The organism is Pseudomonadota bacterium, assembly GCA_039193195.1.
Lineage (GTDB): Bacteria > Pseudomonadota > Gammaproteobacteria > Steroidobacterales > JBCBZW01 > JBCBZW01.
In genome coordinates this window covers 315,462-332,273 of sequence record JBCCWS010000002.1, presented here as the reverse complement: position 1 = coordinate 332,273, position 16,812 = coordinate 315,462, and the positions used below count along the sequence as shown (strand labels likewise).

The following is a 16,812-nucleotide window of genomic DNA, read 5'->3' as shown; positions in this document are numbered from 1 at the left end:
CTGCGGCTTACCCTAGACCCGAAGTAACACCAAGCGGGTCGGCGGCGTGCCCAGGGACTGCGCTAGTGCCTTACCGTAAGCCTGGAGCTGGATTGCATAGCGCTCCGCGAGCTCGCTCACCTCACGGTCGGTCTTGAAGTCCACCACGCACCAATCGCCTTCCGCGTCGCGAAATACCAGATCGATGACGCCTTCGACGATGGTTGGGCCGTCGGGCGTGGCTTTGGCTGAGACAGGCCACTCGCGATAGCAGGTGCCGCGCGCCTGGGCACCGGCGGCCTCCTGAACAAGGGGATGATTCAGGGCGCCGGCGCAGGTGACGATCGCTGCGGACACCTCCTCCGCGCTCGCTCCCAGGAGCCGCCCCTGGACGTTGGCGACGGTCCCTAGAGCGGGCTCGTCGGCGCCAAGTGCGGCGCTCGCCAGCACTGCGTGCACCAACGTGCCGAAGCGGCGACCGCTGGGACGCGCCGGGTCGATCGGTTCTACCGCCGAGACCTCGACCGCCGGCTCCGGGTCTACCTGGCCACGCTCCCGATCCGCCGCTAAGGCCGTGGCCGTCCGCACGCGGCAGCTCGCCTCGCTGCCGCGCACCAGCACCGCTTGCCGCTCCTCCTGCCACTGGCGATGGTGCGTCTGACTGGCCTCAGCCCTGCCTCCCTCGTCCACCTCGAGGATGCGCTGCTGGCGAAGTCCCACCTCGCGCGGCGGCTCGAGCGCCAACAGACCCGGATCCCACCAGACCACCTCCGCTTCGCCGTCGGCGGTACGGTGCTGACCTGGGATGACGGCAGCCACCTGCGTGCGCGCGTTGGGCGGCCGCTCCAACACCGTATCGCTGGCGAAGGGCGGGCAGCCGTTGGCGACCACGGCGAGCTGGCGCTCCTCTCGATTGGGGTACAGCGCCGGGTGCAGCACGTCGAGCCAGCCCGCCAGGGGGTCGTCGCCGATCGCCGGCACCACCAAGAGGTCGCGGGCACGGGTCGCCGCCACGTAAACCAGGCGCACGGACTCCTCGTCTTCCCGGGCTAGCTCCTGCGCCGCGACCGCGGCCAGATCCGGCGGCACGCAGTCGCAAAGGCGCTGGGCCCAAAGGCGTTTGCTCGCGTCCACGTGTCGGCTGGGACGGTCGCTCACGCGCGAGCACGTGGGATCGGCCAGGATCACGACCGGAAACTCCAGGCCCTTGGCCTTGTGCGTGTTCATGATACGCACGCCCTCCGTGCCCTCCTCCACAACCGTCGCTTCCTCGGCCTCGCGGGCCTGCGCGTCGCGCTCGAGTTGCTCCACGAAGGAGCGGAAGGAGATGGCGCCTCGCGCCTCGTGGCGGCGGGCGAGATCCACCGTGCGCAAGACATTTGCAAGGGCTTGCTCCCCCGTCGGCCAGATCGCGATTCCCGCGTGAGCGCGCACAGCGCGCAGCAGGCGTGTGACCGTCTCCGCTAGGGGGCGTCGATTGCGGCGAACGTGCAGCTCGCGCAGGAGCGTGAGCGCCTCGATGATCTGCCTATCGTCCTCGCTGACATCCTCGGCCAGCCGTCCGTCCTCGCCTTCGAAGCGAACGAGGGGATTCAGGGGCCTGCGAGCGATCGTGCCATCAGCTTGGGCCGCAAAGCGGAAGGCAAGAAGCGCCTCGTCGGAGAACGCGAAGAGGGGGCCGCGCAGGGTGGCGAAGACCCGAAGCTCATCGTCCGGCCACTCAATCGCAGCCAGGGCGTTACGCAAGGCGAGCACTTCTTCCCGGTCGTGGAAGGAGCGACCGCCCACCAACATGTGCGGGATGCGACGCGCTTCCAGCGCTCGCACATAAGGTCGAGTGACGTCTCGGTTGAAGGTCTTGAAGCGACGGAAGAGCACACACACGTGGCGCGGACGCAGGGGCACCCGTTGCCCATTCTCCTCCACCTTCCAGTCGCTTTCCTCCACCAACCACTGAATGTAGGCAGCGACGGCCTCCGGCAAGGAGGCGTCTACGCGGAAGTTCACCACCGTGCCGTAGTCACCGTAGGGACGCGGCACCGGCAGCGCCACGACCGCCGGCTGGGAGGTCTCCTCCTCACGCCAAGGGGCCAGTGCCTCGTAGCGCGCCTGTCGCTCACCGGCCATCGCGCGCCTAAAGGCTGCGTTGATAAAGCGCTGAATCGCCGGGCGACTGCGAAAGCTCGTATTCAGGTGCAGAACCCGTGCACCGGCGTCGGTTAGTTGGCGCTTGATATCTTCGTAGATGGCGATATCAGCGCGGCGAAAGCGGTAGATCGACTGCTTCGGATCACCCACGATGAACAGCTTTCCTGGCACGCCGCGGACCGCTGTCCAATCGCATTGCTGGGGGTCATCGGCTGCCAGCAGCAGCAATATCTCGGCCTGCAGGGGATCGGTGTCCTGGAACTCGTCGACGAAGAAATGGCTGTAGCGCCGCTGAAGTAGGGTGCGCACGGCACTGTCGCGCACCAGAAGGTCGCGCGTGCGGATCAGCAGATCGAGGAAATCGAGCTTGCCGACGCTGGCCTTTTGCTTCTCGTAGGCATCCACTACCGCGCGCAGCTCCTGCTGCAGCTGGGGTGCAAGGTCTGCCTCGCAGGCGGCTTTGAAGCGATCCAGCGCCGCCTTCAGGGCATCGCGACGCTCGAGTACGGTGTCCCGATCGAGCTCGCCGTATTGCGTTCGCTTCGACCCCTTCCAGTGCCAACACACGGGCTTCGGCCGCGCCAGAGCGCGTAGCTTCGCCTCAAGGCCGTCGTAGTCGCGCTGTCCCTGCGCCGCCTGCTCGCGCTGACGAACCTCGGCCAGTTCGCGGTCGAGGTTGCGCAGGCTCTGGGTGAGGTAATCGTCCGGCCATGAGGACAGCGCTGCCAGGGCGGCGACATCGTTCGCCTGCGTCATCAGCGCGTCGATCTGCGCATCGCGATCGAAGCTCTCTCGCGCCCAGGGCGCATCGAAGTCGCGAGTGTCGATCAGCGCGCGCGCGGCCGCGAACAGCTGCTGGCGCGGGCCGTTGTCCGCCTGGGCACTGGTGGCCTCACGGCGTAACACGCGGCGCACCCCAGGCGGAGGTTCCGCCACGGCGTGCTCGAACCAATTGTCGAAGGCCCGCGCAATCATTGCCTCCTCGTCGCTGGCAGCGATTTCGAACAGGGGATCGACCTGCGCTTCCACCGGGCGCTCGCGCAGCAGATCATTGCAAAAGGCGTGGATCGTCGTAATCGCCGCCAGCTCCAACTGCGATAGAGCATCGCGTAGGCGCTTCGCCTGCTCTTGCGAATTTTCCAGATCCCTTAGCTGGCGTTCGAGCGCGGCGCGCAAGCGCAGCTTCATTTCACCCGCCGCCTTGTCCGTGAACGTCAGGGCGACAAGCGTGTCGAGCTGGGCGCGACCGGAGCGGATCAAGGCCACCATGCGGCCGACTAGCGCCGTCGTCTTGCCCGTGCCTGCCGCCGCCTCGACGAACAGGGAGTGGTCCAATTCCTCGAGGATGGTGTGGCGGGCTGCCGCATCGGCGGGCACGCGCCGGGCGTTGCTCACGACAGTTGCCTCAGGAGCGCGAGGGCAGCCAGCTCTTGCGACGGCTTGCGCTGTACGCGCTCCTCCTCGTAGGGGCCACAGACAACTCGGTAATCACAGTACTCGCAGGTGGAGTAGCGCTTCTTGAGGGTCTTATCGGCGGAGGCTGGGGCGGCGGGCAGGAACTGCTGACTCAGGGCAGTGCCTATCGTATCCGCGACGCTCTGGGCGGCTTGGCGCGCCCGATCGTCGTAGGGCACCTCGTGTTCGCCGTAGTCGCCACGCGTGGTGCAGTACCAGAGCCTTCCAGAGGTTACGCTCGCCCCGTCCCCTGCGAACATCCGCTCCGCTGCCTGGGCGTAAAGTACGGGCTGCAGGTGCTCTCCACCGCCGACGATCTGATGCTTCTCGGCCACGTTCTTGCCGGTCTTGTAGTCGGTGACGCGCAATTCGCCGTTGCTCCGCCGCTCGACCAAGTCGATGGCCCCGCGAAGGCGGATGCCGCTCGCTAGCTCCACACCCTCGGCGACGGATCGGGCATCACGATCGTGCGCGTCCGGCAGGCCGAAGGCGAGTTCAAAGGCCCAGGGGACGAACCCAGACTCGTCCTCGCTCATTCGGGAGAGCCAGCCACGCAGATCTGCCCGGATGCCGGCGATCCCATCGTCCCAGACGCGCTCGATGGCTGGTGCCAAACGATCTTGATAGTCTCTCGCGATACGCGAAAGCACGATGTCCAGGCGATCCAAGACGGTGGCCAAGTTATCGGGTCGAACGGGCAAGCTGCCGTCTTCGCGCAGCTCCGTAAAGAGATGGAATTGCACGTCGTGCACGAGGGAACCGCGCTGCAGCGGGTCCATCTGATCGATCGCCGTCGGAACCTCGCGAAGACCCAGCTTGTGTACCGCGTAGAGCAGGAAACGGTAAGGGCACGCGGCGTAGTGCTGGAGTGCCGTCGGGGAGTAGGTACGCTGGTCTAGCGCATGGCTGGCTAGGGCTTGTTTGGCCGCATCGCCCAGAGGGCCGACCAAGCCATCGGCAGGCGTCCACCGGCGTAGCCAGCGCCGCGCGCGGAAGCGCAGTGCCCGCTGGAGGTAGCTGTTGGCGTCGAGGAGATAGCGCGCGGCGCCGGCTGCTCGCCCCTCATCGGCCTGTAACACACCCTGCAGCAAGGCCAAGTCGTGCTCCGCCTCGTCGATGGCCTCGCCCGGCGAATCGGGGGCTGGCCAACCGATACGTGCCTGCGTTTGGCGCTCGGCGCGCTTGGCCAAAGCTTCGAAATCCAGTAACTCGCCCTCGGCCGCACGAATCGCCTCTAGGCTGTAGAAGGACGCGACTCGAGGGCGCCCCTGCTCCATGTCCATCCGCGGGTAGGAAAGCACGACGTGCTCACGAGCAGCGCCCACCGCCAAGCGCAGAGCCAAGCGCTCCTGCTCCACGCGATCCCGATTAGTCTTTAGGGCAGGTTCAAGCTCAGCGCGCACGGCGTCTAGGAGGATCGGGTCCTCGCTGATTTTCTGCGGAAATAGCTTCTCCGCCAGACCGGGAACGAAGACACGATCGAAGGCCATCGCCCGCGCACTGGCCACCGGCGCAACGAAGACACGTCCGTAGCGACTGCGCGGGGGTGGTTCCGCCAGCTCACGAAGGCGCGGTCCCAAAACAGCGATGACTTCTGCTAGCTCAGTCGGCCCGACGCCAGCCATTGGGCGAAGCTCAGATAGCACGGCGAGAACCCTGCGCGGATCGCGCAAGGTCATGCTGGCGAGGGGCGCTAGGCGATCTAGCCACTCTCCCCAGGGCGACGCGCTCGGCAGCTGCGCTAAGCGCGCCATCACTGGCAGGGCGAAGTCCGTGAGGTGAGTCAGGTCGTCGAGATCGCGCTCGACCATCGCCTGACGCACGTCCTCGTCGGTCCCTGCCAACTCGTCGCGGGCCACCTCCAGTGCCTGCCTAAGTCCGTCCAAGCGGCGCTGCCAGCGCGCTTCGCCGCCGATCACGGCAGCTTCGTGCAGCAACTGCTCCCAGCGCCGAGGCGCGCGCAAGGTGCCACCCTGAACAGCCTGATTCGGGTCCCCGGGAACGGGATCGCCAAGGGCGCTATCGCCTCGTAGACCGTCCGCTTGATCGTCCTCCTGAACACCTAGGATCGGGGCGAGCTCGGGGTCCGGTGCAACCCACTCAGCGGCCGGCGCCTCGGCGGCCTCCGCCGGTGACGCGGCAGGCACCTCGCCCAGAGAAAGGTACTCGGCGAAGCGGTGAGCGGAGAGCCCCTCATCGCAGCAGTGGAGAAGCGCTAGGAACGCGCGACCGGCCGGATCCGGGCGGACAGCACCACGGGCGAAACACGCCGGAATCCCGGCTCGGGTGAAGGCCTCCTCGAGGTGGGGACGATATTGCTCTGGCGCACGCAGCAGTACTGCCATTCGGTCGAAGGCGACGCCCTCACGCGCCGCATCGCGGATGGCGCGAACGATCTCGACGCACTCTCGACTCTCCCCGGGGGCGGAGAAGACACTGAGGCTCGCGCGCGGTGCGGGCGTTTCCTCTACACCCGCCGGTGTGGAGAACAGGTCCAGCGTGAACGGATGCGCCGGCTCACCGGCGTCGCTCGGGGTAGGCGAAACCGCTCGGGGGGCGTCCTCGGTGCGGTCGGTCGCCCCAAACAGACCGTTCTGTAACCGCTCCAACAAGCGCTGCTCCGCGGAGGACGCGGGAGAGCGACTGCCCATACCCTCCACCTGTCGAGGACTTAAGCTCGCCAGAGAGGCCTCGCCCAGCACGTCGCTAGCGCTCTCCAACGCCGCAGGCAGGGTGACCAGCGCGGGCGTCGCCAAGCGCAGGACAGCCCGAAGCAGGCGACATTCAAGGGGCGATGCAAGCTCCGGATCGAGCAGCAGCGTGGGCAGCCCCAGGAGCGGGAACTGCTCGGACTCCGACAGCTGCTCCACGAGTTCGCATGCCGCCTGCAGCACGCTTGTCCGATCCGTTAGGCCCGCGTCGGCCAGCACGCCGTCGAGGGCAGCGGCGATCGCCGCGAGCGCGCCATCCGTTTCTCGCAGGCGCGCGAGCGACACGTCCGCCATGCGCAGTTCACCGAGTGTCCGATCCACCGCCCGTGCAAATCCGGGCGTGGAAGCCACCTGCTCATAGCGCCCCAAGGCGCCGGCCTCGCGCACCTGCTGGATTGCGCGGGCGATGGCAGCCTGAGTGCCGAGAGGCCCTACCGGCACCCGGTTATCGCGCATGATCAAGGCGGGAAGGGCGAGCTGCGAGGCAAGCTGATTGAGGGTTAGGCGATGCCAGCCGAAGACACCGCCCGTCGACCCCAAGTGCTGGTAGACGATTTCGTTAGCTGCTTGGACGGTCGGACCGACGATTAGCAGCGGTTCGCTGGCTTCGCGAGCGGCCAACCATCGCGCTGCTGCGTCGAGGCGAGCGGTGGCGGCGGCGGTGACACAGACCTCGACGCTCACGCGCGCTCATCCCCGCCGCGGCCCCGTGGATCGAGCAAGACCTTCAAGGCTCCCGGACGCTTGGCCGCGGCGAAGGCCTCCTCGAAGCGTTCCAGGGGAAATACGTCATCGAGCAACGGCGTTGGATCCACCTGGCCTGTCGCGAGGGCCTCAAGTGCCTGTTGAAAGGGCCCGCAGCGCGAGCCCACGACCGTGAGCTCATCGACCACCAAACGTTTGGGGTCTAGGGGCAGCTCACCGGCGAAGGTGCTCTTCACGACCAAGGTGCCACACGCCCTGATGGCGCGCATGGCAAGGGCCAAGCCAGAGGGGTGACCGCTGGTATCGATGACCAGATCGGCGCTGGCGGTGTCCACCTCGTCCTGTGTAATGCTCGCGACGCCCACCTGCTCGAGCAACTGGCGGTGGCGCGCGTGGCGGGTGACTGCGAGTAGGTCCACCGCGTGTAGCGCCAACACGCGAGCGACCAGCTGCCCCAAGCGACCGGCCCCGATCACCAACACGCGCATGCCGGGCAGCACCTCGACCTGATCCGGGATTTGCAGGGCGGCTGCCAGTGGCTCGACGAACACAGCCTGGTGTTCACTTACGTTAGCCGGCACACGATAGAGATTCGTTCGCGGCACGCTGACCGACTCGGCGAAGCCGCCCGGACGACCGCGCACACCGATCACCTGCCGCTCCAGGCAGTGGTTCTTCAGCCCTCGTGCGCAGAAGTCACAGCGGCCACACCCAACATTGATCTCACACACGACGAGCGCGCCGCGGGGAAACTGACTCGAGCCGGCATTACCCACGCGACCCACAAACTCGTGCCCGGGTATCCCCGCAAAGGGCAGGTAGCCTCTCAGGAGCTCAAGGTCCGTGCCGCATATGCCGGCTAGGGCTACGTCTACCACCACATCGCCGTCATTCACGGGGGAGGGTCTCGGCACATCGCGTAGCGAGAGGCTGCTCGCCTCGAGCATCAGCGCTCGCATCAGTGGTCGCTCTCCCGCGCAGGCTCTGGGCACCAGGGGATCAGGATCGCACACGAGTTGGACGCAGCGAAAACGCGGCGCCCCCTAGTGAGTGATCACTACCCACTCGGCCACCTGATCCGCCGCATCGGCCGAGGAGGGGGGCGAGGGCGGCGGCGGCGAGTCGATCACAGGCACCTCGTGACCCAAACGACTTGGAACACGCGGGCCCGGCAGCACGATACCGTGGAGATTGAGCGGATCAGCGGTGGCTACCCGAGCGCCCGCGGTCGCGGCGGATCGGCAGACTTCCCGCAGCGCAGTCGCCGCCTCCGGCAAAGCGAACTGCTCGCCGCTGAGGGCGCTGATGAAACGTCCACCATGTACCTGGCCAGCCGCCTCCAGTCGCCAGTAGACACGCATCAACTCACGCCACGGAGGCGCCATGCGTTCGCGCGCTAAGAGACAACGACTGATGATCCCGTAGCGGTTGAGCAGCGCCCAGGCCACCGTCTCCACTGCCTGCTCACGTTGCTCGCGGGCGCGGGCAGCCGCCTGCACGTCGTCGGCACGATCGCCGCCCGCCTCAGTAGGCCCCCCCGGATGGCGCAGCAAGGACCAGCGGCCCGCATCCACCAACGCACGCTGCGTGCGGCTCGCTTGGCGAGACACCCCCTGGCGGCCCGCCCGCGCGGCCCGCTCGCCGTTCGGGCGCGCCATGGGACGCAGCAACGCGCGTAGACCGGCGAAGGTATCCGAGCTTGCTAGCCCCCCAGCCACTAAGCGCGCCAGGGCCCGGTGCACCTTATGTGCGGGCAGTTCCGTAGCGTCTACCAAATCGTCGAAGAACAGAGCGCCTTCACAGCGCAGGGCCGCGTGCACGGCGCGCACTACGACCGCCGCTTCCTCATCGCCTGTCGGCAACGGCTCAGGCGTCGCCGCGAACAGACGCCAGGCGCGCAGGTGCTTGCGCGCGACCAGGGCGATAGCCGTATGGCGCACGGGTCGCCGCAGGGCCTCGCCCGCAGACCTCGGGGGACGCAACCAGGTGTAGCGCCCTGCCGCACAAAGCTGATCGAGTAGCTCCGGCTGATAGGCGTGAACGCGATCAGCTAACAGGCGTGGCTCCAGCGCGCCGGCGGGTGCCGCATAGCCCTCTAGGCGCGTCAGCACTGCCGCCACGCCGTCAACGCCGGTGCCGCCCCTACCCTCCACACCAGCCAAGCCATGCCAACGCATCAGGAACTGCATGAACTGCGCCGGGGATGCGGGCTCCACGCGCGCCCGCTGGGCCCGCGTACACTCTCGCTGCATGCGCGCCAGGGCTCTGCGCTCACACCACCGTTCCCCAGGTGCCGGCGGAAAGTGCCCCCGGATCACGAATCCCTCACCCTCCAGCGCAAGCAGGGGCAGGGCGATTGCCTCTACCGTGAGGCCTAACGCTTCCGCCAGCTCGCCGGCGGATACGGGACCCGCCAGTTCCAGCCGTCCACGGACGATCTCACGTAGGGCTCGCCCAGGATCGCTCAGTTCCTCATCGAGCAAAGACAGCGCCTCGATGGAAGGCGCAACGCACCCGGCAGAGAACACAGCTTGGAACTCGCCTAGGCGCTCCGCCGCCACCCACAGGTCATGCCCACCAGGCGGCGTAAAGCACGTGGCGCGGCCCGCTGCCATCAGTTCCCCCATCCATACCTCGACACGCGCCGCGTGCGCCGGACTCTCGCCGGCCGCGCCATCGCTCGGCACGAGGTACGCGTGCACCAGCAGGGCATCGTGCACCTCCTCCGCGTCGCGCAACCGCGGGGCCCGCTCATTCGCCACCCGCGCCACGATGGTCGCATCCAGCTGCGGCGGCACCGCGTTGGCGCCCAGGCCACGGGGGCGGGCGGACACCGCTCGTGTGCGCCGTTCCTCGGCCGGTGCGTCGTCGAGAAAAGCGTAGGGGCGGGCAGCGACCACGGCCTGCGCCATCGGCGAAGGGGCCGCCGTGTCGCGGGTGACGATTTCGAACTCGCCGTCGAACACCTCGCGCAACACGCCCTCCAGGCGGGTGATGTCCATGTGCTCGTGCAAGCAATCATCGACGGCCTGGGTGACGAGCGGGTGATCGGGGACGTCGCGTGGACCGGAGAGGTTCTCGAGGCACGCAAGCTGATCGGGGAACACCAAAGCGATGAGGTCTTCCGCCTCGTTGCGCTGCACTTGAGCGGGGACCCGCCGACCGTTGCTCGTACGCCGAATGGCGAGCGCCGTGGTGGCACACCAACGCCAACGCGCTGGGAACATCGGCGCATCGAGCAGCGCCTGCACGAGCACGCGGCGAGCCTCGTCTGGGTGGACGTAGCGCACTACCTCGTCCAGCGCGAAGCTGTGGGTCGGCCCGAGCGAGAGCACGAGCGACTCCTCGAGAGCCGCCGCCTGCAGCTCGAAGTTGAACTTGCGACAGAAGCGCTTGCGCAGCGCCAGCCCCCAGGCTCGGTTTAGACGGGCACCAAGCCCCGTGTGCAGCACTAGGTGCATGTCGCCAGAGTCGTCGAAAAAGCGTTCTAGCACAAGGCGCTTTGCCACAGGCAGGGCCCCCAGGGCAGCGTGCGTACCAGCCAGAAAATCTATTAGCTGCTGAGCAGCAGCGCGATCCAACGCCCAGAGGGCAGCTGCCTGCTCCACCGCTGCCGCTTCACTCCCGCCTAGTAACCAGCGCTCAACTTGGGCGCGCAAATCACCTACGTATTGCGATAGCTCATGGCTACGCGCAGGCGCTTCGCCAAACCAAAACGGAATACTGGGCGGGGCGCCGTGCGCATCTTCCACGTACACCTTGCCCTCGACGGATCGGATCACCCGGTAGGAGGCATTGCCGAGTTGAAACACATCGCCGGGCACGCTCTCGAAGGCGAAGTCCTCGCCGAGCGTGCCGATTCGAGTCTCCTCTGGTAGGAGCATGACATCGTAGTCGAACTGATCGGGGATGGTACCGCCGTTGGTCAGGGCGTAAAGGCGCGCACCGCGACGGGCCCGCAGGACGCCCCCCACCGCGTCGTGGTGCAGATGCGCACCACGACGACCACGACGGGTAATGAAGCCGCGGCCAAGCATGCGCACCACCGCATCGAAGTCCTCACGCCGCACCGTACGGAAGGGCCACGCAGCGCAGACACAAGCGTAGAGTTCGTCCTCCGTGCAATCGCCCGCCGCAACCTCGGCCACCACCTGCTGGGCGAGCACGTCGAGGGGCGGTGCCAGGGACTCGAGCGCATCAAGCTCCCCAGCACGTACGGCGTTGAGCAAAGCGACGCTCTCCACCAACTCATCGGTGGAGAGCGGGAACAGTCGCCCCTTCGGCGTTGCCCGCACGGCGTGACCGGAGCGCCCCACACGCTGCAGGAAGGTGGCGATACGCCGCGGCGAACCCAGCTGGCATACCAGGTCCACCTCGCCGACATCGATCCCGAGCTCGAGCGATGCAGTGGCCACCAGGGCTCGTAGTTCGCCCGCCTTCAAACGCTGCTCGGCGGCCAGGCGCTGGACCCGTGCCAGACTGCCGTGATGGGAGGTGACGGCCGGCTCACCGAGACGATCGGCGAGGTGGCGAGCGGCGCGTTCGCACAGGCGCCGCGTGTTGACGAAAATCAGGGTGGTGCGATGAGTTTGGATCAATTCGGCCAGACGGTCGTAGACCTCCTCGAACACCTCGTTGGCCATGATCGTCGCCAACGGCGAGGGCGGCAGCTCAAGAGCGAGGTCCATCGCCCGAGCGTGGCCCGCATCGACGATCGTGCAGGGTTCGCGCCGATTCCCCACCAGGTAGCGGGCGACCTCCTCGATCGGCTTCTGCGTAGCCGACAGGCCAATGCGGGTAAACGGCTGCGCCGTCACCCGTGCCAAACGCTCCAGGCTCACCGCGAGGTGGGCGCCGCGCTTGTTCGGCACCAGCGAGTGAATCTCATCGACGATGACCGTGCGCACGGGCCGCAGCAGACGGCGGCCTGACTCGCCGGTCAGTAAGAGGTACAGGGACTCCGGCGTGGTCACCAGAATATGCGGCGGTTGGCGGCTCATGCGCTGCCGGTCCGCCTGGGGCGTATCGCCCGTGCGCACCGCGGCGCGAATTCCCGCGCCTCCGGCGAGTTGCCCGGCCAGCTGCTCGTCGATGCCGAGCAGAGGATGCTGCAAGTTCTTGCGCACATCGTTGGATAAGGCCTTGAGCGGGGAGACGTAGAGCACCCGGCACTCATCCGGCAGATCCAGAGCTAGGGACTCACGCAAGAGCCCGTCGATGGCGCTCAGGAACGCCGCCAGCGTCTTACCTGAGCCCGTGGGCGCGGCCACCAGAAGATGGCGACGCTCGGCTCCCGCCAAGGCGTCCCAGGCCTGGGACTGCACCTGCGTGGGGGGACCAAGCGCCTGCTTGAACCAAGCGGCGATGGCCGGATGAAAGCGCTCCAATGCCATGACAGGGCGACGCACGAGTCCTGTGCAAATATCCAGTGAGCGAGTGTAGCGCTAGCGGACGGAAGTGCAACGACTGGCCGCTGCCGACGGACGACGGGTGGGCAAGGCCACCGCCGCTGATGGTACATTGCAGGATCGAGCATGCCCGTGCGGGGCGCCGACAGCAGTGCGCTGCGCGTGCGCGGGTGCAGCGCGACGGGAAATACACGCGAATCCGGCCGACAAGGAGAGAGCCCAGATGTCCAGTTCATTCACCGTGATCACGACGGCGAGCCATCACTTCGGCGATCACGAGGGGATGTTCGAGAAGGAAGATCCCACCGCCGCCTTCGTGGGCAATGCCCACAGCACCGAGTTCGAGGTGAGTGGGATCGATGCGGGCGCGCAGGCGCTGCTGATGTTCCGCAGCTTCAACGTGAACTTCCGCACCAACGTCCTCGCCATCAACGGCCAGGTGGTCGAGCGCGCCATCGCCCGCAGCGTCGAGCGCGAGTGGAAGACTCAGCTGGTGATCCTTCCCGCGGGTTTGATCAAGGACGGCACCAACACGATCAGCATTGAGAGTCGCACCCGCACCGGCGAGACCGACGGCAACCTCGACGACTTCCTGGTCACCGATCTGGTGCTCCAGTACCAGGGAAGCTAAGTCGCGCCGGGCGCGGGTTCGCCACGGAGCCCGCGCCTCGCCATCCCGCCACCCGGTTCCCTAGGTCATCGTGACCAGCTCTTCCGCGGCTGTCGGGTGGATGGCTACCGTATCGTCGAAGTCCCGCTTGGTCGCCCCCATGCGCACGGCCACGGCAAACCCCTGCATCATCTCGTCGGCTCCCGGCCCGATCACATGCACGCCCACCACCCTCTCTTGCTCACCGACGGTAACGAGCTTCATCGCGGTCTTCGGCTTGGTGTCCGTGAGGTGGTTGAACATAGGCGTGAACACAGCCTTGTAGACCTTCACATTCTCCTCTCCACAGCGCGCGTGCGCTTCCACCTCGGTCAAGCCGACGGTGCCGATCGGTGGGTGCGAGAAGACGACGGTGGCGATGTTTTCGTAGTCGAGCTTGCGCTCCGGCATGTTGCCGAAAACCCTGTCCGCCAAGCGACGGCCCGCGGCAATCGCCACCGGCGTAAGCTCCACCCGACCGCTCACGTCACCGATCGCGTAGATGCCCTCGACGTTGGTGTTCTGGTAGGCGTCAGTGAGGATCACCCCTGCCTCGCCAGTCTCGATACCGGCCGCCTCCAGACCGAGGCCATCAACTAGCGGTTCGCGGCCGATGGCCCATAGCAGGCAATCGACACCCTCCACCTGACTGCCGTCGGAGACCGTGACCGTTCGTTTGCCGTTCGCGTCAGCGCTCACCCGTTGGACAGCGCTGTGGGTGCATAGCTCGACCCCCGCGCGGCGCAACTCATCCGCCAGGTGCTCGCGGATCAACGGGTCGAATTCGCGCAGTACACCGTCGTAGCGCACCATCAAGCTCACCTGGCTACCGAGGCCCGCGAGCACCCCGGCAAGTTCCACGGCGATGTAGCCGGAGCCCGCGACCACGACGCGCTGAGGGCGTTCGGTCAGCTCGAAGAATCCGTCGGACGTAATGCCCAACTCGGCCCCCGGGATCGTCGGCACGCGCGGCCGTCCACCGGTGGCCAATACAATGTGCGGCGCGGTGAAGGTCCGGCCTGCGGCCTCCACCGTGCGCGCATCGATCAGCCGTCCCCAACCGTTGACCGTCTCAATCTCCAACTTCGCCAAATTGTTGGCGTAGATGCCGTTGAGGCGCGTCACGTAGGCGTCACGACCAGTCTTCAGCGCAGCCCAATCGTGGGTCAGACTGTCGACGGAAAAGCCGTAGCCGGCAGATTCGTGTAGCTGATGAGCGAGGTCGGATGCGTGCCACATGACTTTTTTCGGCACGCAGCCAACGTTGACGCAGGTACCGCCGAGCCGCCCACCCTCGATGGCCACAACGCGAGCACCTCGGCGCGCCGCGCGCTGGGCACAGGCCAGACCCCCGCTGCCGCCGCCAATAACGATCAGATCGTAGGTTTCCGCCGTCATGAATTTGTTCTCCGAGAATGTTTTGCCGACACCTAGGCGCCAAGCGATAGGTGGCGCGCTACACTGCGTGGGTTAGGTCGGACCAATCGAAGGCGCAACAGCCTACACCCATCCCCGCGTGCGCGCGTGATCACAACGATAGGCGCAGAGCATGACCACCAGTCCCCAAGCGAACCCGCTGCTGCAAATCGACGCCTTGCCCGACTTTCAGCGTATCGAGGCGGAGCACGCGATTCCGGCAGTAGATCACCAACTTCAGCGCAACCGTTCGCTGATTGCTGAACTTGAAACCTTGAACCCGACGGGCGATGACGCGCGCACGCTGTTCGCGCGGGTAGTAGTGCCCCTGGAGAGGGCGCGGCAACAGCTCGGCCGCGTCTGGTCGCCGATAAGCCACCTGAACGCGGTGATGAACACCTCCGCCATGCGCGCAGCCTACAACGCATGCCTCGCAAAGCTCACGGCCTACGAGACCGAGCTGCAGCAGAACGTAGCGCTCTGCACGCTCTACAAGGAGGTGCTGGAGCGTGATCGCGCCGAGGGCGGTGTTCTAGCCAGCGATCAACATCGCTTAGTGGAGGACGCGGTGCGCGATTTCCACCTGAGCGGCGTGGACCTGCCCGCGGCCAGCAAAGCCCGCTTCAGCGATCTGATGCGGGATCTCACCGCTGCCCAGTCGCGCTTCGAAGAAAACGTGCTGGACGCCACCAACACGTTCTTCCACGTGGTCACTGACGAGCGTGAGCTAGACGGTCTACCGGCACACGCAATCACCCGCGCAGCGGAGCAGGCAGCGGCCGCCAGTGACGGACCCGGGTGGCGCTTCGTACTCGACCTGCCCACCTACCAGACTATCGTCAAACACGCCAATAGCGAGGCGCTGCGCAAGCTCTTCTACGAAGCCTGGTCGACACGAGCTTCGGACGCGGGTCCGCACGCTGGTCAGTGGGACAACACTCCACTTATGGGGAAGATCCTCCGCCTGCGTAGCGAGATCGCATCGATCACCGGCTTCGACACCTTTGCCGATTACTCCCTCGCTACCAAAATGGCCGACACGGTTGATCAGGTCATCGACTTCCTTGAGGACCTGGCCGCCCGAAGCCTGCCTGCCGGGCGCAGCGAGTTCCGCTCTCTGGAAACCCACGCCGGGCGCACACTCGAGGCTTGGGACGTCGCCTGGGTGGCGGAACAGGTGCGTCGTCAACGATTCGACATCAGCGATGAAATCCTGCGCCCCTACTTCCCGCTGGAGAGGGTGGTGCAGGGTATGTTCGATCTGGTCGGCAAGCTGTTCGACATACGCATACGCCACGATCCGAGGGTGCGCTGCTGGCACGAGGACGCCCGCTACTACGTGCTGGAAGATGCCGACGGCAAGGCGCGGGGCGGTTTCTACGTCGACCTATTCGTGCGCCCCGACAAGCGCAGCGGCGCCTGGATGGACACCTGCGTGGTGCGCGCGGAGCTGGAGGGCCACACGGAGCTACCCGTCGCCTACCTCGTCTGCAACTTCACCCCGCCGAACGGCGACCAGCCAGCGCAGCTGTCCCACAGCGAAGTGCTCACCCTATTCCACGAGTTCGGCCACTCCCTGCACCACATGATGACCCGGGTCGCCTACCCCAGCCACTCCGGCATCAACGGCGTGCCGTGGGATGCTGTGGAGCTACCGAGTCAGTTTCTCGAGAACTTCGTGTGGGATCGCGAGGTGATTGGGATGATCAGTGGACACGTCGAGACCGGAGAGCCCTTGACCGAGGAGTTGCTCGATCGTCTGATCGCCTCACGCACCTTCAATGCCGGCATGGCGATGCTTCGCCAGCTAGAGTTCGCCCTGTTCGACATGCGCTTGCATGCGCAGGCAGCGCCCAACAATGGCGAAGAGGAGCGCTCTATCGGCCGCACCTTGAGCGCTGTACGCGATGCCGTTTCGGTTGTGCCCGTACCGGATTTCAACCGCTTCCCCTGCAGCTTCTCCCATATCTTCGCGGGCGGCTACGCAGCCGGCTACTACAGCTACAAATGGGCCGAAGTACTCTCCGCCGACGCCTACTCGGCCTTCGAGGAGGAAGGGGTGTTAAACGTGCCCACGGGTCAACGCTGGCTGGAAAACGTGCTAGAGGTTGGCGGTACCCGCGACGCGATGGAGGCCTTTGTCGGCTTTCGTGGACGACCGCCTACGGCTGATGCCTTGCTGCGCCACAGCGGGCTCGCCAACTAGGGAAAGGCCTGTATTTGAGCCGAACCACACTTGCGCACCATCCCCCAGGTGCGGTGAAACTGTGACAGAGCACACAGTTTCACCAGAAAGCGGATCGTAGGCTTCGTGGTTACATAGACTTTCGCGCCGAACGGG

General features: G+C 66.3%; 7 protein-coding genes. 2 read left to right on the top strand and 5 right to left on the bottom strand.

The genetic code is table 11. The features are described 5' to 3' along the window. Window positions 1-12: 12 nt before the first annotated feature. From AAGA68_03665 to AAGA68_03650, 4 genes are all read right to left on the bottom strand, one after another. On the bottom strand, window positions 13-3,522 hold the full coding sequence (locus AAGA68_03665) for a UvrD-helicase domain-containing protein (GenBank protein MEM9384132.1): 3,510 nt from the start codon (window positions 3,520-3,522) through the stop codon (window positions 13-15). Next, window positions 3,519-6,977 (bottom strand): PD-(D/E)XK nuclease family protein, encoded by a 3,459-nt coding sequence (locus tag AAGA68_03660; protein ID MEM9384131.1) that lies wholly within the window; start codon window positions 6,975-6,977, stop codon window positions 3,519-3,521. The genes AAGA68_03665 and AAGA68_03660 overlap by 4 nt, the downstream gene beginning before the upstream one ends. After that, window positions 6,974-7,957, bottom strand: coding sequence for an alcohol dehydrogenase catalytic domain-containing protein (locus AAGA68_03655; GenBank protein MEM9384130.1), 984 nt, complete (start codon window positions 7,955-7,957; stop codon window positions 6,974-6,976). Before AAGA68_03655 ends, AAGA68_03660 begins: the two co-directional genes overlap by 4 nt. An 84-nt stretch (window positions 7,958-8,041) precedes the next feature. Further along, the gene (locus AAGA68_03650) at window positions 8,042-12,391 is read right to left on the bottom strand and encodes a DEAD/DEAH box helicase (GenBank protein ID MEM9384129.1); all 4,350 of its coding nucleotides are present in this window, start codon (window positions 12,389-12,391) and stop codon (window positions 8,042-8,044) included. 238 nt (window positions 12,392-12,629) lie between these two features. On the opposite strand from AAGA68_03650, the gene AAGA68_03645 reads away from it, so the two are divergent. After that, complete coding sequence (locus tag AAGA68_03645) at window positions 12,630-13,037, top strand: hypothetical protein (protein ID MEM9384128.1); 408 nt, start codon at window positions 12,630-12,632, stop codon at window positions 13,035-13,037. A 60-nt stretch (window positions 13,038-13,097) separates the two neighbouring features. Here AAGA68_03645 and gorA read toward each other — a convergent pair whose 3' ends face one another. Next, complete coding sequence (gene gorA, locus AAGA68_03640) at window positions 13,098-14,453, bottom strand: glutathione-disulfide reductase (protein MEM9384127.1); 1,356 nt, start codon at window positions 14,451-14,453, stop codon at window positions 13,098-13,100. A 151-nt stretch (window positions 14,454-14,604) separates the two neighbouring features. On the opposite strand from gorA, the gene AAGA68_03635 reads away from it, so the two are divergent. After that, entirely contained in the window at window positions 14,605-16,677 is a 2,073-nt protein-coding gene (locus tag AAGA68_03635) for a M3 family metallopeptidase (GenBank protein MEM9384126.1), read from the top strand. Window positions 16,678-16,812 lie beyond the last annotated feature (135 nt).

Bases quoted from the DNA above. Each gene is read 5' to 3' on its own strand.
- AAGA68_03650 (MEM9384129.1), bottom strand. From the start codon at position 12,391: ATGGCATTGGAGCGCTTTCATCCGGCCATCGCCGCTTGGTTCAAGCAG.
- gorA (MEM9384127.1), bottom strand. From the start codon at position 14,453: ATGACGGCGGAAACCTACGATCTGATCGTTATTGGCGGCGGCAGCGGG.
- AAGA68_03635 (MEM9384126.1), top strand. From the start codon at position 14,605: ATGACCACCAGTCCCCAAGCGAACCCGCTGCTGCAAATCGACGCCTTG.
- AAGA68_03645 (MEM9384128.1), top strand. From the start codon at position 12,630: ATGTCCAGTTCATTCACCGTGATCACGACGGCGAGCCATCACTTCGGC.
- AAGA68_03655 (MEM9384130.1), bottom strand. From the start codon at position 7,957: ATGCGAGCGCTGATGCTCGAGGCGAGCAGCCTCTCGCTACGCGATGTG.